Source organism: Ruegeria sp. K11 (assembly GCF_056531905.1).
Map to the genome: position 1 here is coordinate 370,862 of NZ_JBQFMP010000003.1, position 19,175 is coordinate 390,036.

The 19,175-nt window shown below is 56.8% G+C and carries 18 protein-coding genes; 12 read left to right on the forward strand and 6 right to left on the reverse strand.

Translation table 11 applies throughout. The features are described from left to right. Window positions 1–245: 245 nt before the first annotated feature. Entirely contained in the window at window positions 246–2,045 is a 1,800-nt protein-coding gene (locus ACR0K4_RS06915) for an NAD(P)-binding domain-containing protein (RefSeq protein WP_480853358.1), read from the reverse strand. Between the two features lie 147 nt (window positions 2,046–2,192). After that, entirely contained in the window at window positions 2,193–3,935 is a 1,743-nt protein-coding gene (locus ACR0K4_RS06920) for a sigma-54-dependent Fis family transcriptional regulator (protein WP_480853359.1), read from the reverse strand. A gap of 204 nt (window positions 3,936–4,139) precedes the next feature. Here ACR0K4_RS06920 and ACR0K4_RS06925 point away from each other — a divergent pair, with 204 nt between their 5' ends. From ACR0K4_RS06925 to ACR0K4_RS06945, 5 genes are read left to right on the forward strand one after another with little or no spacing between them, the layout of a single operon-like run. Further along, window positions 4,140–4,760 carry a glutathione S-transferase family protein gene (locus ACR0K4_RS06925; RefSeq protein ID WP_480853360.1) on the forward strand — a complete coding sequence of 207 codons (621 nt, stop codon included), beginning with the start codon at window positions 4,140–4,142 and terminating at the stop codon, window positions 4,758–4,760. A gap of 25 nt (window positions 4,761–4,785) precedes the next feature. Continuing rightward, the gene (locus tag ACR0K4_RS06930; RefSeq protein ID WP_480853362.1) at window positions 4,786–5,454 is read left to right on the forward strand and encodes a cupin domain-containing protein; all 669 of its coding nucleotides are present in this window, start codon (window positions 4,786–4,788) and stop codon (window positions 5,452–5,454) included. A gap of 2 nt (window positions 5,455–5,456) precedes the next feature. Continuing rightward, window positions 5,457–6,140 carry an SDR family NAD(P)-dependent oxidoreductase gene (locus tag ACR0K4_RS06935; protein ID WP_480515988.1) on the forward strand — a complete coding sequence of 228 codons (684 nt, stop codon included), beginning with the start codon at window positions 5,457–5,459 and terminating at the stop codon, window positions 6,138–6,140. 4 nt (window positions 6,141–6,144) lie between these two features. Continuing rightward, window positions 6,145–7,206, forward strand: a complete 1,062-nt coding sequence (locus ACR0K4_RS06940; protein ID WP_480853363.1) for a flavin monoamine oxidase family protein — start codon at window positions 6,145–6,147, stop codon at window positions 7,204–7,206. Window positions 7,207–7,209: 3 nt separating this feature from the next. After that, complete coding sequence (locus ACR0K4_RS06945; RefSeq protein ID WP_480853365.1) at window positions 7,210–7,806, forward strand: TetR/AcrR family transcriptional regulator; 597 nt, start codon at window positions 7,210–7,212, stop codon at window positions 7,804–7,806. Between the two features lie 243 nt (window positions 7,807–8,049). Here ACR0K4_RS06945 and ACR0K4_RS06950 read toward each other — a convergent pair whose 3' ends face one another. Next, on the reverse strand, window positions 8,050–8,466 hold the full coding sequence (locus tag ACR0K4_RS06950; protein ID WP_480853366.1) for a hypothetical protein: 417 nt from the start codon (window positions 8,464–8,466) through the stop codon (window positions 8,050–8,052). A 166-nt stretch (window positions 8,467–8,632) separates the two neighbouring features. On the opposite strand from ACR0K4_RS06950, the gene ACR0K4_RS06955 reads away from it, so the two are divergent. Next, entirely contained in the window at window positions 8,633–10,270 is a 1,638-nt protein-coding gene (locus ACR0K4_RS06955; RefSeq protein ID WP_480853367.1) for a winged helix-turn-helix domain-containing tetratricopeptide repeat protein, read from the forward strand. Window positions 10,271–10,540: 270 nt separating this feature from the next. Further along, window positions 10,541–11,344 (forward strand): glutathione S-transferase family protein, encoded by an 804-nt coding sequence (locus ACR0K4_RS06960; RefSeq protein ID WP_480853368.1) that lies wholly within the window; start codon window positions 10,541–10,543, stop codon window positions 11,342–11,344. A 180-nt stretch (window positions 11,345–11,524) separates the two neighbouring features. On the opposite strand, the gene ACR0K4_RS06965 is transcribed toward ACR0K4_RS06960, so the two are convergent. Together ACR0K4_RS06965 and ACR0K4_RS06970 are read right to left on the reverse strand one after the other, a co-directional pair. Continuing rightward, the gene (locus tag ACR0K4_RS06965; RefSeq protein ID WP_480853370.1) at window positions 11,525–12,055 is read right to left on the reverse strand and encodes a 2'-5' RNA ligase family protein; all 531 of its coding nucleotides are present in this window, start codon (window positions 12,053–12,055) and stop codon (window positions 11,525–11,527) included. Window positions 12,056–12,057: 2 nt separating this feature from the next. After that, on the reverse strand, window positions 12,058–13,071 hold the full coding sequence (locus ACR0K4_RS06970; protein WP_480853371.1) for a LacI family DNA-binding transcriptional regulator: 1,014 nt from the start codon (window positions 13,069–13,071) through the stop codon (window positions 12,058–12,060). 143 nt (window positions 13,072–13,214) lie between these two features. Between ACR0K4_RS06970 and ACR0K4_RS06975 the strand changes: the two genes are divergently transcribed. The 5 genes from ACR0K4_RS06975 (at window position 13,215) to ACR0K4_RS06995 (ending at window position 18,039) form a co-directional block, all read left to right on the forward strand. Continuing rightward, the gene (locus ACR0K4_RS06975; protein WP_480515980.1) at window positions 13,215–14,387 is read left to right on the forward strand and encodes an ABC transporter ATP-binding protein; all 1,173 of its coding nucleotides are present in this window, start codon (window positions 13,215–13,217) and stop codon (window positions 14,385–14,387) included. A gap of 17 nt (window positions 14,388–14,404) precedes the next feature. Further along, window positions 14,405–15,547, forward strand: coding sequence for an extracellular solute-binding protein (locus tag ACR0K4_RS06980; protein ID WP_480515979.1), 1,143 nt, complete (start codon window positions 14,405–14,407; stop codon window positions 15,545–15,547). A gap of 74 nt (window positions 15,548–15,621) precedes the next feature. Then, window positions 15,622–16,458, forward strand: coding sequence for an ABC transporter permease (locus ACR0K4_RS06985; protein ID WP_480515978.1), 837 nt, complete (start codon window positions 15,622–15,624; stop codon window positions 16,456–16,458). Then, complete coding sequence (locus ACR0K4_RS06990; RefSeq protein ID WP_480853372.1) at window positions 16,455–17,258, forward strand: ABC transporter permease; 804 nt, start codon at window positions 16,455–16,457, stop codon at window positions 17,256–17,258. The genes ACR0K4_RS06985 and ACR0K4_RS06990 overlap by 4 nt, the downstream gene beginning before the upstream one ends. 1 nt (window position 17,259) lies before the next feature. Further along, the gene (locus tag ACR0K4_RS06995; RefSeq protein WP_480853373.1) at window positions 17,260–18,039 is read left to right on the forward strand and encodes an inositol monophosphatase family protein; all 780 of its coding nucleotides are present in this window, start codon (window positions 17,260–17,262) and stop codon (window positions 18,037–18,039) included. A gap of 72 nt (window positions 18,040–18,111) precedes the next feature. On the opposite strand, the gene ACR0K4_RS07000 is transcribed toward ACR0K4_RS06995, so the two are convergent. Continuing rightward, on the reverse strand, window positions 18,112–19,161 hold the full coding sequence (locus ACR0K4_RS07000) for a GFA family protein (protein WP_480515975.1): 1,050 nt from the start codon (window positions 19,159–19,161) through the stop codon (window positions 18,112–18,114). Window positions 19,162–19,175 lie beyond the last annotated feature (14 nt).

The window sequence follows — 19,175 nt, forward strand, 5'->3', positions numbered from 1 at the left end:
GGCTTGACTTCAAAGCCAAACCTGAACACGCGCTGTTCACCGAGTGCCCGGTTTTGATGGCGATCCTTGGTCGAGGGCCGCGATGGTTGTCTTGACGCTTAAACTGGTGATCCGTTTGCAATGGGACAGGTAAATCCCGGCGCCGCAGGCAGTTAACCAGGGGCTTTGTCTGTTCAAGATGCCACGTCAAAGCGGACCTTCAGCCAAGGCGTGGGAAGGTCCGCTTTATTCGAGTTCGCGCTTTTTTAACTCAAGTGATGCACCTTTTGCAGGCCATAGACCGGGGTGGGAATCCCCTCCATCCGTGCTTTGATCTGCAGCGACAGGAATTGCGAATAATGCCGGGACTGATGCAGGTTTCCTCCATGCATCCACAGGTTTGGAACCTGTGTCGGCTTCCACATATTGCGCTGCTCGCCTTCCCACGGCCCGGGGTCTTTGGTCGTGTCTGAACCCAGTCCCCAGCATTTGCCAAGCTGGTCGGCCAACGGCTGCCCCATCAGGTCGGCAACCCACCCGTTCATGGAATTGTACCCGGTCGCGTAAACCACAAGATCGGCATCCAGATGAGTCCCATCGTCAAGAATCACGCCTGTTTCATCCAATGACGTCACCTGACCGCGTTTGAGCTTGATTTCACCGTCAATGATCAACTGGCTGGCACCGATATCGATGTAATAGCCCGAGCCGCGGCGCAGGTACTTCATGAACAGGCCGCTGTCATCGTCCCCCCAGTCCAGCCAAAATCCGGCTTTCTCAAGGCCTTCGTAGAATTCCTTGTCCTGCTCTTTCATGGCCGCATAGGCGGGGATCTGGAATTCGTGCAGGATACGATAGGGGAGTGATGCGAAGATCAGATCGGCTTTCTCGGTCGTCACACCCGAGCGAACCGCGCGTTCGGAATAGAGGTCACCCAAACCGATCTCCATCAGACTGTCAGAGCGCACGATATGGGTCGAGGATCGCTGCACCATGGTCACATCCGCATCGTTTTCCCAAAGGGCCGCGCAGATATCATGGGCGGAATTGTTGGAGCCGACCACGACGACTTTCTTGCCGGTCCACTTGTCCGGCCCGTCATGTTCGGACGAATGCTCTTGCACGCCCTTGAATACGTCCATGCCCGGGAAGTCAGGCATGCGTTTCTTGCCCGACATGCCGGTCGCCATAACCAACTGTTTTGGCCTGAGCACAACTTCTTCACCATCCCGGTTCACGACAATGGTCCATTCGCCCTTTTCCTCGTCAAATGTGGCTGACTTGGCGGATGTGCGCGTCCAGTAGTTCAACTCCATGACTTTGGTATACATTTCCAACCAGTCACCGATCTTGTCCTTGGGCGAGAACACCGGCCAGTTTTCCGGAAACTTGATGTAAGGCAGATGGTCGTACCAGACCGGGTCATGCAGACAAAGGGACTTGTAGCGGTTGCGCCAACTGTCCCCGGGGCGATCGTTTCGCTCGACGATAATCGTGGGAACGCCAAGCTGGCGCAGACGTGCACCCATCGCTATACCACCCTGACCGCCGCCGATGATAACGCAATAGGGCTGCGTCGCGTAGCCAAGCTCAGCCTCTTCCTGCGCCCGCTCTTCCGCCCAGGTGGTTCGATGCTTGCCCGCGCCATGTTTCGCGCCGAGCGGACGGTTGAACCCTTTGGGTTCTTCATGCCCTTTCAACTCGACCATTGTGGTCAACAAGGTCCAGATCTTGTCTCCCTTGAGGCGTAGCAAGCCATAGCCACGTGCCACATCCGTTTCAAATTCGATCCAGGCTGTGGTTACGCCCCCCTCTTCTGTCGGGACTTCACCTTCGGCGATTTTCCATCCATTCGGTTTGGTTGTGGCAAGCTGATGGGAAAGCATGTCCGCCACCTGTTCTTTGCCTTCAACGGTTTTGATATTCCACGTAAAGCTGACCAGATCGCGCCAATAGCAGTCGTCTTCAAACATATCACAAGTGGCGTCGATGTCGCCGTTGGACAGAGTCGCGCCGAACTTGTCCAGAAAGGCCTGAGTCTGATCCGAAAGTGTTGTGTCAAGCATGTGATCCTCCCTATCTCCACGGGTCAGAAGGCTGGCAAATCGATGCCCACTCGGGCAAGCGATATTGCCCGACCGCACGTTGACATGCGCCAAATACCGCACCCGCTGTTGCGCACGCAACAGATGCGCAACACGGCGCAGGCTCTTTCAAAGGGTAGGTTTCAATCCAGCCTTGCGTACTCTGCGCAGTATCGTTGATCGATTGACACCAAGGCGCCGCGCAACCTGAGACATGTTCCAGTCACACGCGACCAGAAGCGCGGCGAGGTCATCCGGGCCCTGTTCCTGCGCGGGTGCCAGCACCGGGGCTGGCAAGTCCGTCAAATCCACGATGTTGTCCTCGCAAAGCGCGACGGTGCTCTGCAACACGTGTTCGAGCTCACGAATATTGCCGCGCCAGGTGCGCGATTTCAGGTCCGCACGCGCAGCTGTCGAAAGGCGGATATCGTTGCTGGCAAAGCGCCTCAGCAGCCGATCAATCAGCCAGTCCAGGTCCGCGCGGTGGCGCAGAGGAGGCAAGTGCAGCGTTGCGCCGACAATCCGGTGCAACAGGTCTTCACGCAAGGAGTCCTGCAATCCAGCCGGGTTCTCTCGGCAGGAGGCGATGATCCGAAGGCGCGAATGTCTCTCCAAAACAGCCAAAAGAGAGGCTTGCGCGGCCTCGGTCAGGTCTTCGATGCCACGCAGGAAAAGCGTCCCTGCGACAATCTCGTGACAGCTGTCAAAGGTGTTCGCCCCACAGCATACCACCGTGTGAAAGCCCTGCGACCTTGGGTCGGCCATGTGGATGGCCCGCGCCAGTTTCGTCTTGCCCGTCCCGCTTTCGCCAGTCAGCAGCAACGGCAGGCTGGTCGCCGCAAGCCGCGCGGCTTTTCCAAGCAACTGTTGCAGGTCCGCGTCCGGTCCCGCAAAGCTGCTGAACGCGCCGGGAAGAACCTGTTCGCGCGTTCGCAATGCCGCTGTCATTTGGGGCGTTTGCGGCGCGACTGCATGGCCATAGAGGGCACGCCCGTCTTTGATACGCAAAACCCGGTCTTCAGACGGACGACCACGCATGAACTCGGGCATGTCGTCAACGCTTAGCTCAAGCCAATCTTCCAGTTGCGACCCGATAAGATGCCCCGAACCCTGAGGGTCCAAAGCTCGGCGCGCGCCTGAGGTCATTCCGATGATCTTGCCGCTTCCATCCACTGCCACGGCGGCCTCGGGATCAACTTCAAGGAACTCGGGACTGGCGGAGAACCGCAATACCCAATCCCGTCTGGTTGAGGCCATCAGGTTCGCCATTTCGACCCGACGGGCAGAGTTTGTCACCAGTGTCATGGCAAGATTCTGCGAGGCCTTTGGCGATGGACCGCGCAACAAAGACACGTCAAGAACCGCAGTCAACGCCCCTTTGGTGTCGAATATTGGGGCTGCTGTGCAGGACAACGGCGTATGCATCATCGAGAAATGGTCATCCTGATGGACCGTGACCGGCTCACCTGTCACCAGGCAGGAGCCAACGCCATTTGTGCCTGCAAGGTCCTCTGTCCATTTAAACCCCAAATAAAGCCCGGCGTTGCGAAGTTCCTCCTCGAAGTTCCTGTCTCCGAAAAAATCGACGCATACACCTTCTGCATCCGCAAGCATCAAGACATAGTTCTGCCCCGCCACCTGCCCAAAAAGCGATTGCAACCCTGATCGGGCTGTAGCGATTAGACGTTCGGATTGCTCCCGATGTTCGCGGAACTGTGTATCGGGTAAAATATGCGCAGGTTCGCGTCGGGCCGGATCCATACCGTAGGTTTCAACGCACCGCAGCCAGCTGTCCGCAACAAAACGGTCACGTCCTGTGTCGACTCCGTTCAGAACACGGTCAATTTCATTCGTATGATCACGGTCAAGCAAGGTTGTCTCCGATCCACTCGGATATCAAAATAGCATGTCGATGGGTTCGGTCCTATCGCTGAGTTCCTTGCATCCAAGAAGTGCGTCGGCCCATGCATGTGGGTTGTCCGAACCGATGACCGAGCGCGCCGGTCTGGAAATTTCTTGCTTATTCACCTACCAACTGATAGGTAGCCATTAAATTGATGCTAACAGGAGAGACTTGTGAAGATCTACGACATCGAAGGCTTCCCGAATCCGGCCCGCGTACGCATTGCCCTGGCCGAGAAAGGCGCGACCGATCAAGTGGAGTTCGTTCCGGTTGATGTAATGGGAGGAGAGCACCGAACGACTGAGTTCAAGGCAAAGAACCCCGACGCGGTTGTGCCCTGTCTCGAGCTGCCGGACGGCACCCATATTTCACAGTGCAATGCGATTATCGAATTTATTGACGGTCACTTTGAAGGCGACACTCTGACCGGCAGCACCCCAAAAGAACGTGCGAAAGTTTCGATGATGAACTTGCGTGCCGAAAACGGCCTGTTGAACGCCGTCGGTGCCTATTTCCACCATGCCACGCCAGGATTGGGACCGGAGCTTGAGACTTATCAATGCGCCGAGTGGGGCGAGAAGCAAAAAGAGGTCGCGGGGAACACCATGGCCTATCTGGACGAGGTGCTGGCGGAAAACGCGTTCATTGCGGGTGACACGTTCTCGATGGCCGATATCACGGCATTTGCGGGCCTGGCGTTTGCGGATTTTGCCAACGTGGATATCCCCGAGACCCTCAGCAACCTGCACGCATGGCGCAAGAAAGTCGCTGCGCGCCCGTCCATTGCGGCCTAAGCTGCCCTCGACAAGGAGAGTTGATATGGAAATCAATGCAGATTTCTCGTTACCTGCGATTGTGCATTCAGACAGGCTGGAATGGCAGCCCTCGCCGATGAAAGGTGTAGATCGTCGCATGCTCGACCGGATCGGCGGAGAAGTGGCCCGCGCCACGACCATAGTGCGCTATGCGCCGGGCAGCCAGTTCTCTGCCCACACCCACACCGGCGGCGAAGAGTTCATCGTGCTGGAGGGCGTGTTTCAGGATGAGCATGGGGACTTTCCCGAAGGCACCTATGTCCGTAACCCGCCGACAACCTCGCACACGCCCGGATCCGAACACGGCTGCACAATTTTCGTAAAGCTCTGGCAGTTCGACATGCAGGATCGCACTCAATTCCGCAAAACGATGGCGGAGGAACTGACCGCGCCTGTGGACGGCGTGGCAACCGCAACCCTTCACAAGGACGAACGTGAGATCGTCACCTATAGCCATTTGAACGCTGACGCCGCGCTCATGTCCGAAGCCGCAGGCGGTATCGAGCTTCTGGTGATCGCAGGGTCTGTTCGGGTTGATGGGGAAGAATTGAGCCAAAATGCCTGGCTGCGCCTTCCCGACGGCCAAACGTTAACAGCGTTGGCGGGTCCAAAAGGGGCCAAAATCTGGATGAAAACCGGCCACCTGCCCTTTGCCAAACCACCGGAGGTATGATCATGACTGCAGAAAAACCACTCGCACTTGTCGCGGGCGCAGGGGCCGGTCTGGGCCAGTCTCTTCTGGCGCATTTTGAGGCGCAAGGCATGGAGGCCGTAGGCCTTGGCCGCACTGCCCCGGATCAGAGCAGCGGGAGATTTCTTCAACTTGATCTATCTGATGTGACAGAAACAAGTGCGGCGCTAGCGGACCTGATTGCTCAAAAGGGCCCGCCGAAGATCGTGGTCCACAATACGGCGGAACTGGTGATTGCACCTTTTCCTGAGACCACGCTTGAAGATTATCAGCGCACCTGGACGTCTATGGTGCAATCCTTGGTGGTTCTTTGCCAATCGGTGTTGCAGCCCATGGTACGCGGCGGCGGGGGGACGTTGATCGTTTCGGGCGCCACGGCATCTCTGCGCGGCGGCGCGCGGTTCTCTGCCTTTGCCTCGGCCAAGTTTGCCTTGCGGGGGCTCACCCAATCGTTGGCACGAGAATACCAGCCAGCCGGTGTTCACGTGGCCCATGTGATCCTCGACGGGATCATCGATTCCGCCCGGTCCCGCGCGTTGCACAGTCTTGACCCGGCCAAGATGATGAAACCCGACGAAATCGCCGAGGTTTATTGGCAGATCGCGCAACAGCCCAAATCCACCTGGACACATGAGATTGACTTGCGTCCGGCGTCAGAGGGGTTCTGACCGAGTGGATACCGAGACTCTGATCATTGGCGGGGGCCTCTCCGGCCTCTCGCTGGCTTCGCACCTGACCGGACAAGGACGCGACTTTTTATTGCTTGAAGCGCGCAACCGTTTGGGTGGGCGCATCCTCAGCCATCAGGTCGCGGACCGGTCTTTCGACCTTGGCCCGGCGTGGTACTGGCCCGGGCAACCCCGCATCGCGGACCTGATCCACAAGTTGGGCCTGACATCGTTTGACCAGTATTCCGACGGTGAACTGTCCTTTGAAGACGAGAGCGGGCAGGTGCAGCGCGGTCGCGGCTTTGCCTCCATGCAAGGCTCTTACCGTTTGCAAGGTGGGCTTGGGGCTTTAATTGACGGGCTTGCAGCAGGGCTGGAGGCTGAACGGCTCAGGCTCAACACGCCAGTCACCTCTCTGACCCGAACGGATCAAGGTATCGAGGTCAAGGCGCAGAACGGGGTTTTGCTCCGCGCCCGGCGTTGCGTTCTCGCGTTGCCGCCACGCATTGCAGCAGAACTGACATTTGCTCCGGCCCTTCCGGAACCTGCGATCCGCGCGATGACGGGAATTGCCACATGGATGGCCGGACAGGCCAAGGCCGTTGCGATCTATGACCGCCCGTTCTGGCGTGAGGCGGGATTGTCCGGCGATGCCATGAGCCGGTTTGGACCCATGGTGGAACTCCACGATGCCTCGCCCATGGAAGGCGGGTGTTACGCGCTGTTCGGCTTTATCGGTGTCGCGCCACAGGCCCGCGCGGATGAGCGGACACTCCGTCAAAACATCCTTGCACAGCTGGACCGTCTTTTTGGACCCAAGGCCGCCGCGCCGACACAGCTATTGCTCAAGGATTGGGCCTATGATCCCTTCACGTCCACAAAGCTGGATCTGCAGCCTCTCAACGCGCATCCCCAATATGGTCTGCCCTACGCATTGTCGCAGCTTTGGGACGGCCGTCTTTTGATCTCGGGGACAGAGGTGGCCCCGCAATTCGGGGGATATCTGGAAGGTGCTTTGGAAGCGGCGGAAAATACGCTAGACATGCTGGTCGAAGAGAAAGCTTAACCGATGCCCACCGACACAAAGACCGCCCTGATGGACTGTGCCGAACGCGCCGTGCGCGCACGCGGTTTTGACGGGTTCAGCTATGCCGACCTGGCCGAAGCGGTCGGCATCCGGAAGGCTTCGATCCACCACCATTTTCCAACCAAAGCCAATCTCTCTGAAGCGCTGATGGAGCGGTATTTCAAGACGTTCGAGACAACCTGTTCCAGCATAGAGACCACAAGCGACACCGGAGCAGAGCGCCTTTCTGCCCTGATCGACGTCTACCGCAATGCGCTGAATAAGGGACAGACGCTTTGCCTGTGCGTGGCGTTCATCGGCAGTCGCGAAAGCCTGTCAGAGGCGCTGAACACAAAGATCAGATCCTTTCGCAAAATGGTTGTGGGTTGGCTGACAGCTACTTTTGAGATGGGGCAGAAAGATGGCTCTATCGCCAATGTGTCAGACCCCCATCACGAAGCCCGTGCGGCTTTGGCCTTGCTGGAAGGCGCACATCTCGCAGCACGTGCCGATGAAGACTTGAACGTATTCAACGAGGCGGTTGCTTTGCTGGGGTCTCGTTTATTGGACCAAGGCGCCAATGCGGCGAACACCGGCTAACATATCTGGATGCTCCTTTCCGCATTGGGAAAGCCGGAAGATCAGCCCCCTTCCCTTCCATCAACTGGACCGCACCATCAAAGCACATACGTTCAGACAATCCGAAAACGCCGGTTGCAGCACCAAGCCGCTGCTGCCTGAACTCAAACAGAAACCGAACCAGAGCCTCTGTTACGAAAACGCTTCAGCTCTCCGAAAATCTCTGACGACGGATACGGTGGTATCAGCCGAAAGAAGCCCGGTTCAGAGGCCCGTAGAAGGCTCAAAACTGTGAAGTTCGAATGTCCGCTTTCCGTCGGCATTGAATTTCTGGATTGAGTCCCCGACGCGCAGCACTGTCAAACAACGATAGCGCCCATTGTCGGCCGCCATGGACACGCAAACCTGGTCAGCATCAGTGATGGCAAACGCACCCGCACCGGTCCAGCCGCCGTTTGTTAATTCCCCACTCACCGTATTGTTCGGGTCGTAAAAGAAGCGAAACGTCTTCTCTCCGGACGTGGCCGTGACAGTGTTGCCAATCAAAAGTTCCGCGATTTGGTCGGCGTTGAGACGCTCGGCGCCGTCAGTCAATGCCGCCTCAAGATCAGATTCAGCATACGCAGTGCTCCCTGCTAGCGTCACCGCAGCCGCTACGCAAAGTGTTTTGAAGTGTGTCATATCCTGTCTCCCTGGTGCTTTGGTCAATGCAACCGGGCGGTTGCCCAATCGGACGCTACGCGCTGCAAGCACACCGGGCTTGATCGAAAGCTGATTTTTTCTGACATTCATCTGACAATACCCAAACTTCGTTGAGCCAGGGACATGGCGGGGTGTAGGTTGAAGCATGTACCGTTTCTTGGAGTTCCAACTTGATCCGACCCAGGGACTGAACCGCCTTGGTCAGCCAGTTGCCCTGGAACCACAGGCGCTGCAATTGCTGGAGTTTCTGATCCGGAACCGGGAAAGAATCGTCAGCAAGCAAGAGATTATAGACGAGATTTGGGACGGAGCCGCGATCACTGACGCCGCTTTGAACACGCGCATCCGGTCCGTGCGCAAGGCCTTGGGCGACACGGCGGCACGATCGGATTACATCAAGACCTTCCCCAAGCGCGGGTTTCAATTTGTGGCTTCAGTTACAGCAGATGATGAGCTTCGCAAGCACGTTGCCAAAACCCCGAAACGCAGCGTCCTTATCGCTGGCGCACTACTGGGTTTGGCCATAGCGATGTTGTCGATTTCCATTTTTGCGGATCGCCAGAGATTGCCGGACAAAGGCAAGCCTTCTTTGGCCATTGTGCAATTTGACAATATCGGGGACGAAAAAACCGGGCAGTATTTTGTCGATGGTCTCACCGACGACCTGATCGCCCACCTTTCGCGCAATCGGGAACTGTTCGTGGTGTCCAGCGCGACTATGTTCTCTTACGCGCAGGATCAGGCAACCGCGCTCGAAATCGCGCGCGATCTTGGGGTTAGCTATGTTGTTCGGGGCAGCGTGCGCCGCGCGGATGGTCAGTTGCGCGTCAGCGGAGAACTAATTGATGTCGGCAGCGCCGAGACCATTTGGGCCGAGGTTTTTGACCGCCGGGTGACAGATATCTTTGACGTTCAGGACGAGATCAGCCGGGCCATAGCGGGCCAATTGTTACCGGAGATTTATGAATCCGGCGAAGCTCGATCACTCGAAAAACCGACCGAGGACATGGATGCATGGGATTTGTATCTGCGTGGTCGGGCGCGACAGGCTATTTTTTCGCAAGAAGCACAGCAGGAAGCGGTCGCGTTCGCACATGAGGCCATCGCCGCTGATCCAAATTTCGCCGCAGCCTATAGCTTGTTGGCCCGTGCGCTGGGGACGATTTTCTTCTTTCAGTGGTCAGATACGCCTCAGGACACATTGATAGCCGCAACCGAGGCGGCCAAGCGCGCGATAGAGTTGGATGACCAAGACGCTCAGGCACATGCGGCGCTTGGCTATATCTACCGCTTTACTGGTGAGGCAGATCCTGCCATTGCCAATCTTGAACGTGCCGTTTTGCTTAACCCCAATGACGCACGTATCCGGCTGGAAATGGCACATACCTATGACTGGTTTCGCATGCAGGACCGCGCCCTGCCCGAAATAGAGATGGCGATCAGGTTAAGCCCGCGCGATCCGATGCTGCAGAACATGTATTTCTACAAAGGGCACATCCTGTTTCATCTGGGGCGCTACGAAGAAGCGCTGGACGCCGCCCGACAGCTGGGCGCGGTGGCGACAAGCAATACTTGGCGAATGTTCCATCACCTGCTGAGCGCCGCCAATCTTGCCGCGCTGGACAGACCGGAAGAAGCGCAAAATGCAGTGAACGCAGCGCTGGAGATCAACCCGAAACTAACGATTTCCGCAATGCGCAGGCAATTCGCAGGCTCAAAAAACCACCCGGAAAATCGCAGAGTTTGGCTGGCGAGCCTGCAGAGAGCGGGCGTGCCGGAGTAAGATCGGGAAACTGGCGCAGCGCCGCGCTATTGGCGGTCGGTCAATCTGCTCTGTTCCCCTCAGGCGAGGCCAAACGCCCCTCCATCAAACCGGACGGTCAGGCGACTCCACTCGAGCCCAGTTTTGCGTCGAATTTCTTGGGCAATCTCGCATGCTCGATGTGTTGTCCGCTTTGCAAATGTCTGCATTGTATGTCACCGGCCGCGTCGAGGCTGACCAGGCCGGAACCGACCTTGATTACGGCCTTCTGCTTCATCGTTGCAGCCCGCATTGCCGCCATTCGTCACGGTGCAAATTCCAGGTTCGAACGATCTCGTCGAATGCCAGTCTTGGAGTTTTGCTACTGCGCCTGAGCAAGTGACGGGCTTCGAAACAGAAGCTAAAAGAACCACCAAGACCCAAAACGAGGAGACCTCCATCATGCCTGCGCTTTTGTATCATTGCCCGTTCAATTGCTCACTCGCAGTGCGTTTTGCAGCCGCAGAGGGCGATGTACCTTTGGACATCGATCTTGTTGACTTTGAAACCAAGGCATTAGCCTCGGGTGGGTCACTTTTGGATGTGAACCCGTTAGGTCAGGTGGCGACATTGCGTCTTGAGACAGGCGAATTACTCACCGAGACCTCCGCCTGCCTGCTTTGGGTGCAGTCACGATCGCAGAGGGACATGACTGTCGCCGCGGACAGTCCGGCATATTTTCAATTGGTCCGATGGTTAAGCTTTACGGCCACGGAACTGCACAAACAGATTTTGCGCGTGGTGTTTTATCCGGAAGCAACAGACCCGGTAAAGGACAACTTTCGCGCATTGGCGCCGGATCGTCTCGCGCTTTTGGACGCACATCTGAGCACAAGTGACTTCCTTGTCGGCCATCACTTTACAGCGGCAGATGCCTATCTTGTCTGGTTCCTTGTGCTCTCGGCGCGCGCGAAAGTGCCGATAGCAGGTTATCCTCAACTGGAAGCCTATTTCGCAAAGCAAAAATCCCGCCCGAAGATCGCGGCGTTGATTGCAGAAGATCAGGCGGCGCGCACCAACGCAGAGGTTCACTTCACGCGTGACGTGCAGACCTGATAGAAAGGTATCGGCCACCAGCGCCAGGTTCGCAAGGGTGCACACATCCGCAGTCCGCTCGCCAGCTTCCTGTTCCTTGATCATCTGAATGAACTTTTCGTCGGTGGATCTCGTCTTCATTTGTCCGTCCTTAAATTGGGCGGACTCTACACAAAACTAGAGGAGTTTCAGGGGCTCAGGTCAGGTCCTAAGTCTAAATGACTGCATTGTTTCCCAGTCCTCAATCGGCACGTTTTGGCTGGATTTAACCAGATGCAAATGCCTAAACCTCAGTGTCGCGCCGATCAAACTATTCAGCGCTTCGGTTTCTGCAGCTTTGATTTCGGGTTTGATCGGACCATAGGCGACGCTGATATGAGGCAGAAATTCCCGAGGGTGCTGAGAGGCTGGCAAACCTTGGACCAACACAGCTTGCTCGCGGACAAGCTTGGGCGGGGGCAACAAGTCCAGATACAAGGACTTAAAGAACAGATCTTCCGCCTTAACATCGGTCACGGTCAGTTTGTGGCATGAGACGCCGGATGATATTCTGCCAAGGCGTGCAACCAGCTCTGCCTCGTCACCCGCAATATCCCCCAAAAGCGTCACATGCGGCACGAAGGACGGGGTCCCATTTGCATTCGCGAAATTGTTGATCCGATTGCTTAGGTCGGTAAGGTCCGGTTCCTCCGGGATCATCCAGACGGAAAATGTTGCTACGTCAGCTTTCATGGTCAATGTGTTCCCCGCGAGATAAATTCCGGAGCGATCAAGACGATTTCACTGGGCTTTTCCGGTTGATCCAATCTTTCGGAAAGCAACCGCAATATCTCTGAAACGGTTTGATCCATGTCGTTGCGCACAGTGGACAGCTGAATGTTCGGCCATCGGGAAATCGCGATGTCATCAAAGCCCACCACGGAAAGGTCCGTCGGAATATTCATGCCAAACTCCTGACGGGCCGCTGTCAACGCACCCAACGCCATCGCATCATTTGCACAAAACAACCCATCGATACTGCCATTTCCCTTCAGGATCTGAATGATGGACTGGTACCCGCCCTCATAGCTGTAGTCGGAATGTTCGATGATGGCTGGTTTCAAACCCGCCTTCGCCAGGGCGTTTTCAAATCCGGCCATGCGTTCCTGATCCGAGGAAAGATGCTCCTGACCGCCAAGATATCCCAGTCGGGTTTTTCCCTGACTGATGAGTTCGGCAACAGCCAAATCGGCTCCGCGCGCATTGTCGCAGCAGACGCAATCCACCCGCTCGGCCTGCATCACGCGGCCAGATACGATCAAAGGGATATTCAGTTTGGCGCAGTGGATCGCAACTGATTCGTCCACGCTCCCGCCGCGCAGGATCAGCGCATCCAGCGGGTATGCCAGTACTTCCAGTATCTCTGCTTCGCTCGTTTCAGCGGACCCACCAAGCACAACAGGCCACTTGCCCATCCCCTGTAGGCCCCGCATCAGCTTGGCCAGAATCTCGCTATCATAATGGTTCACCAGATCGCCCGTGACGATGGCCACAAGGTTTGATCGACCCGTGCTTTGCAACCCTGCCGCCAATGCGTTGGGGCGGTATCCAAGCTGTTCTGAAACCTGCAGAATTTTCTTTTTCTTGTCTTCGTCCAATGGTGAGCCTGGCGTGAACGCTCGCGACACCGCCGAGCGCGAAACACCAGCCGCCTGCGCAACCTGCTTCGCTGTAACGCGGCGTGGTTTGGAAACTTTGCTTGTCGTCATGTTTCAGTCAGGTCTCGTTTTGATGGGTCACAGCTTCGTTTGTGAATATTTAAAATTTTAGCTTGCGTCATAAAGGTGTCATTACTTACCGTTATGTGAACACGTGTTCACTACATTTGTAGCAGAATTATGGAAGATGCAAAATGAACCTTGCTCCGGTCGACTACGAAACCACCTCTTCTACTCTTGGTGCCGAGATACAGCTGCGCGGCTTGCGGGTTGGATATGCCGAACAGGATGTGTTGTCGGACATCGATCTTGACGTGCGGGCCGGAGAGTTCATCGCCCTGCTGGGGGCGTCGGGCTGTGGCAAGACCACGCTGCTGCGTGCGTTGGCTGGGTTTGTCCCGGTGCGAGGCGGCTCGATTTCCGTCGATGGTCAGGACATGAGCCACACAACGCCCGAAAAGCGCGGAATGGCGATGATGTTCCAGTCCTATGCCTTGTGGCCGCATATGAACGTGGCACAGAACATTGGATACGGGCTGAAGCTGCGTGGAAAAAGCAAAGCTCAGATTTCGGCGCGGGTGCAGGAGATGGCGGCGCTGGTGGGGTTGGGCGATCTGATCCACCGCAAGATCGGCGCCTTGTCCGGCGGTCAGCGGCAGCGGGTTGCGCTGGCACGGGCGCTGGCCATCGACCCGCCGGTGCTGTTGCTGGATGAGCCGCTGTCCAACCTCGATGCGGGTATCCGCGCGAATATGCGGCACGAGATCCGCACGCTGCAACAACGGTTGGGGCTGACCACCGTCCTTGTCACCCATGACCGCGAAGAGGCGATGTCGATGGCCGATCGGGTGGTGATCCTGAATCAGGGGCGCATCGCGCAGGTCGGCACGCCCGAGGATGTGTTTCACACACCCGCAAACCCCTATGTCGCGCGGTTCATGGGGGCCGGAAACACCCTGACTGGTGAGGCCGATCTTGGCGCGCAGTTTGTCGATCTGAAAGTCAACGGCCAACGCCACCGCCTGCCGATCGCCGCCGCAGACGTATCCGGCGTTCATTTCCCACAGCCCCAAAGCGGCCCGGTCGATATCCTGTTTCACAGTGACGCCGCGCAATTGGGACACACGATGGATGGCGCACTGTCTCTGCCCGGAACAGTGGTTCAGCATTCCTATCTGGGATCGGTTTATCGTCACGAAATTCAGGTCGGCGAGGCCCGGATCATGGCGGACAATCCCCACAAGATGCCCATCGGCTCGGCGGTCGATGTAAGCGTACCGGCCACGGCCCTTAGTCTGTTTCCTGCAAAGTCCCAGACAGCCGTGACCGGACCCGAGGCGGCGAGCCAGGCCGCGCAACACCTCTGAGACACTGGAGAAACATCATGACTTCCAAAATTGCAAATCTTTTTGCATCAGCAGCGATGGCGCTGATCGCAACCAGTGCGGCACAAGCCGAAAACGTGCTGAACGTGGCCTCCGGCGGTAGCCAGAATATGGTCGACTACGTCACCGACTATCTGGGCCCCCTGTTTGAAGAACAGAACCCGGGCTGGACGGTAAATGTTGTCGGCACCGGTCCCGGAAATGCAGGTAGCCAGGCGATCCTTGAAAAGATCAAGGCGCAGGCCGGAAATGACGCGTGGGACACAGATGTCGTCGTCATGACCCAGCTGAAAACCGGCGAGATGGTGACCGAGGGCCTGCTGCAGCAATATGTCGAAGATATCGAAACCGGCAAACTGGCCACGCGGGACACGTCCAGAAGCGCTCTGGGCACGGATGTGACCGGCTATGTCATGCCGATGTTCCACAGCCAGACAGCGATCGCTTACAACCCCGATCTGGTTGAAAACCCACCCAACAGCTTTGACGAGTTGAAAGCCTGGACCGCCGAAAACAAGGGGGCTTTCGGCTATAACGGCATCAAGAACGGCATGTCCGGCGTCGCCTTCACTGCGGCCTGGATGTATGCCTATGCGGGCAACACCGATCAGCTGATGAATGGCCCCTATGACCCTGAGCTGAAGAACAGCTGGGATCAGGCCCTGAATGACCTGAAGGCGTTCAACGAAAACGTCACCTTTACCCCGGGCAACGCAGGCACGCTGGACATGATGAACCGGGGCGAGATCGTGATGGGCCCGGTCTGGGTCGATATGTTCTATACGTGGCAGGCCGACGGGCGTCTGAACCCAAATCTCAAGCTTTTGCTGCCCGAACCGGGAATGCCGGGACAACCTTACTATTACGCGGTTCCCGCCAAGGCCGAAAATGCCGAAGCTGCCCGCAAGTTCATCGCGCTGGCCACCAGCCCCGACGTGCAGGCCGAAGGCATCGTCAAACGCTTTAACTGGTATCCGGGCATCGACGCCCAGCATGTCGAAACCGCGCTGGATAAAGAGGTCTGGGACAAGCTGTTCACCGACGTCACCCCGGAAGAGCTGGCCAACAAAGGCAAGCCGTTCCCACTGGGCCCGTTCTTTGACGATATCCGCGAGGCTTATGAACTGAAGGTTTCCAACTAAACTCCCAATAACGGAAACCTTGGTGCGGGCCTGTTTCGTTCGGCCCGCACCTGAACACTCTGGACCGGATAAAGATGATCACACGTAAAACCTCTTTGGTTCTGGTTGCCCCGGCAATTGTGCTGCTTGGGCTGCTGTTTCTCTACCCCTTGGGCTATTCGCTGCTTTGGGCGTTCCGGGACGAGGAACTCGGCGGTTGGGGTCTGCAGAACTTCATCAAGGCGTTTGGCCTTTATTCCAATGACATCCTGTTCACGCTGATCATCGTCACCCTGTCCACCGTTATCATCGGAGGCTTCTCCGTGGCCATTGGCGGTTATCTGACGCTTGGGGAAAACCGTGTTGCCCTTGCGGTGCTGCGCTGGCTGTACCGCTGGCCCCTGTTCATTCCCTTCGTGGTCGCCGCGCAGCTGATGCGGACGTTTCTGGCCAAGAACGGCATGATGAACAACATCATCGTCTCGACCGGATTGATGGAGCCGTTACAGGCGGCCAGCTATCTGGATTGGCGCGGCATCGTGATCACTTTCGTCTGGAAACAGACACCTTTCGTGGCCTTGTTGGTCGCGGGCGCCATGGCCGCGCTGGATCGTTCCACGATCGAGGCGGCTCGCAATTTGGGCGCGTCCCGATTGCGCATCCTGTTTGAAATCGTCGTGCCGCAGGTTGCCACCACGCTGATGGTCGGGTTGATCCTGTCCTATGTGGTGATGATGTCGGTGTTGTCTGTTCCGCTGATGATCAATGCGCAGACGCCAACCATGATCACCGTCGACATGGCGTGGCGGATCAACGCCTATTCCGACTACGGCGTCGCCAATGCGCTTGGCTTCATTTCATATGCCATGACGGCCGTTATCGCTTGGATCTACCTGCGCCAGGGCGTGCGGGAAGGAGGCAAACCCGCATGACCATTCTGCGTACAACCGTGACGGCCATTCTGCTGGCCCTGCTGGCCTTCGCCATTTTCGGACCGATCACCAACATGCTGATCTGGTCAGTGGCCGAGACATGGTACTTCCCCGCCAAACTTCCGCAAAGCTATGGCTTTTCGTTCTGGGAGCGCGTGTTCCGCCCGCAAGGCAACGCCATGGAATCACTTTCGAGCTCTGTGCTGATCGCGCTGTTCACCGTGTTGGCCTCTCTGGTGGTTGCAATCCCGGCTGGGTTAGCGTTAGGACGCGGCAGCCTGCCGTGGCGGACGTTCTTCCTGCTTCTGTTCCTGTTACCACAGGCTTTCCCGTCCATCGCCGTCCATATGAACATAGCGCGCATCTTCTATGGGCTTGGCCTGAACGGCACCTATCTCGGCGTGGTTTTGGTCCATACGATCCAGGGTCTTGTGTTTTCGGTCTGGATTGCCACCGCTGCCTTTGCCGCCGTGGACCGCGAACTGGAGGAAGCAGCCGCCAACATAGGGGCCTCACCCTTTACCGTATTCCGCACCGTGACCCTGCCGCTTGCTCTGCCCGGTCTGATGGCCAGCGCCATTTTCGTGTTCCTCATCTCGCTGGATGAGTTCACCGGCACCTATTTTGTCGGCGTACCGGACGTGACCACCATGCCCTTGCTGCTGTTCACAGCGTCGATGGAAGGGAACTATCAGATCGCCTCGATCACAGCGCTTATTCTGCTGGTGCCTTCGGTGGGGTTCATGTTGTTCATCGAACGGTTTTTGAAATCAGACGTTCTGGCAAAAGTAGGAAGTTGACATGACCGACATAGATGCGCGTCTGGCATTCGCCAAATCTCTGGCGCAGGAGGCCGGAGAGCTGGCCCAACGCCTCAGGACAGAACGAGGCGCCGAGTTTATTGCTGAAAAAGGCCCGCAGGATTTCGTGACATTCGCTGATCGCGCTGTCGAAGATCTGATCCGTAGACGGATTGCAGAGAACTGGCCATCAGACGCAATGCTGGGCGAAGAAAGTGGCGCGTCCGGCACTGGGCAGACACTCTGGGTTGTGGATCCGATTGACGGCACCGCCAATTTCATGCGGGGTCATCGGGACTGGGGTGTATGCATTGCTTTCTATGACGGAGGACGAATACCGCTGGGCGTGATCTGCGCCCCGGATCTGAACATACTCGCCTGGGCCGCCACCGGGTCCGGTGCCTGGCTGAACGGAAAGCGGATAAGCGTCTCGGACTGCACGGAACCCGATCGCGCATTGCTGTTGCTGGGTCGGTCGAACCGCCGCCCGGTTGCCGAGCATACCGCCCTGATCCAGACGCTACTTGAGGCGGGCATGGAATACCGCCGCAACGGATCCGCCGCCATCAGTTTGCTGGCCGTCGCTGCTGGGCAAGCCGAAGGGTACTATGAGGCGCATCTGAACGCCTGGGATGCCTTCGCCGCGATACCCATGATCGTGGAAGCAGGAGGTCAATTCGACTGCGCCCCTCTGGCAAGCTTCTTGACGAAAGGTAGCCGAGTTCTGGCTTGCAGCAAACCCATGCATCCGACCATCAACAAAAGCGTGGGAGGGTGCTGACGAAGGAAAACTCGGTGCGACCGCAAAATCAATGAGGGGGCGAACTTGAAATTGGCGGGACAAAGCAGACAACTAATAAACTTCGGGGGGCTGAGCCAAAGGCCCCCAGGTTTCAGGGTCTGGGAGACCGACACTTGACCATGCTTCTTGCAAAACTCTGGAGTCCGAAGATTTCGTACGAGGTAAATCGTCCAAAATATCAAACCAAGGCACTTTGCTTTCTATTCCGGAGTGGACTAACGGAGCAAAGGTTTCGGGTTGGTCGAGGCTTGAAGTATGTAGGACCAGATAGGCCGTTTCTCGCGGTTTCATGAGCTTATAAGTCAAACTGACCCCACAATTGGGACAAAAACCACGATTTGCTATTGGCGTAGTAGCAAAATATCGAGGTTCTTCGGTGAGAAATCGAACAGCAGAATCGGGAAAGGCCGCCCATGCATTGACCGCTGATCCAGAAAATTTCCTGCAGCAACTACAATGGCAATACCCCGCGCTGATAGCAGGTGCGTTTATTTCATACCGAACAGACCCACAGATGCAGCCACCTGTTACCAAGGTTTTGGCCAATTCATCTTCATCAAAATCCAGAAACCCCGCTTCTTCTCCGGGTGTTGATACAGTCATGTAGACATGTATTGGAGCATCAGAACTCTTGAGCCTTTTGTGTCCGCAATCAGCCAGAGGAAGATCTATTTTGCCAGCTATTTGCGACATGACCTCTGCAGAAACCGCAATTCCACCTGGTTCCGCAATTGCTTCCAGCCGTGCGGCAGTGTTTACACCGTCTCCCAGGATGTCTTCTCCGTAAACAACCACATCACCGAGAGAAACGCCGACGCGTAAGATGAGAGGATCGTCACTGTTCGACTGACGTGCTTCGCGCGAACACGCCCTTTGAATATTGATCGCACAATTGACCGCCTCAAAGACACTCGAGAATTCAGCCAAAAACCCATCACCGGTAGACTTGAACACACGCCCCCGGTTTGCTTCCACTTGCATGCCGATGATTTCATGTTCCAGGTGAACCAGCTTAGCTAATGTCCCGCTTTCATCGCGTGATACAAGTCCAGCGAAACCGACTATATCGGCGGCCAGAATGGCCGCTAATTTGCGTTCCATCTCTGCTGCCCCGA

Coding starts and splice junctions, on each gene's coding strand:
- ACR0K4_RS06915 (WP_480853358.1), bottom strand. CDS start 2,045: ATGCTTGACACAACACTTTCGGATCAGACTCAGGCCTTTCTGGACAAG.
- ACR0K4_RS06930 (WP_480853362.1), top strand. CDS start 4,786: ATGGAAATCAATGCAGATTTCTCGTTACCTGCGATTGTGCATTCAGAC.
- ACR0K4_RS06935 (WP_480515988.1), top strand. CDS start 5,457: ATGACTGCAGAAAAACCACTCGCACTTGTCGCGGGCGCAGGGGCCGGT.
- ACR0K4_RS06945 (WP_480853365.1), top strand. CDS start 7,210: ATGCCCACCGACACAAAGACCGCCCTGATGGACTGTGCCGAACGCGCC.
- ACR0K4_RS06950 (WP_480853366.1), bottom strand. CDS start 8,466: ATGACACACTTCAAAACACTTTGCGTAGCGGCTGCGGTGACGCTAGCA.
- ACR0K4_RS06955 (WP_480853367.1), top strand. CDS start 8,633: ATGTACCGTTTCTTGGAGTTCCAACTTGATCCGACCCAGGGACTGAAC.
- ACR0K4_RS06965 (WP_480853370.1), bottom strand. CDS start 12,055: ATGAAAGCTGACGTAGCAACATTTTCCGTCTGGATGATCCCGGAGGAA.
- ACR0K4_RS06970 (WP_480853371.1), bottom strand. CDS start 13,071: ATGACGACAAGCAAAGTTTCCAAACCACGCCGCGTTACAGCGAAGCAG.
- ACR0K4_RS06975 (WP_480515980.1), top strand. CDS start 13,215: ATGAACCTTGCTCCGGTCGACTACGAAACCACCTCTTCTACTCTTGGT.
- ACR0K4_RS06980 (WP_480515979.1), top strand. CDS start 14,405: ATGACTTCCAAAATTGCAAATCTTTTTGCATCAGCAGCGATGGCGCTG.
- ACR0K4_RS06985 (WP_480515978.1), top strand. CDS start 15,622: ATGATCACACGTAAAACCTCTTTGGTTCTGGTTGCCCCGGCAATTGTG.
- ACR0K4_RS06990 (WP_480853372.1), top strand. CDS start 16,455: ATGACCATTCTGCGTACAACCGTGACGGCCATTCTGCTGGCCCTGCTG.
- ACR0K4_RS06995 (WP_480853373.1), top strand. CDS start 17,260: ATGACCGACATAGATGCGCGTCTGGCATTCGCCAAATCTCTGGCGCAG.
- ACR0K4_RS07000 (WP_480515975.1), bottom strand. CDS start 19,161: ATGGAACGCAAATTAGCGGCCATTCTGGCCGCCGATATAGTCGGTTTC.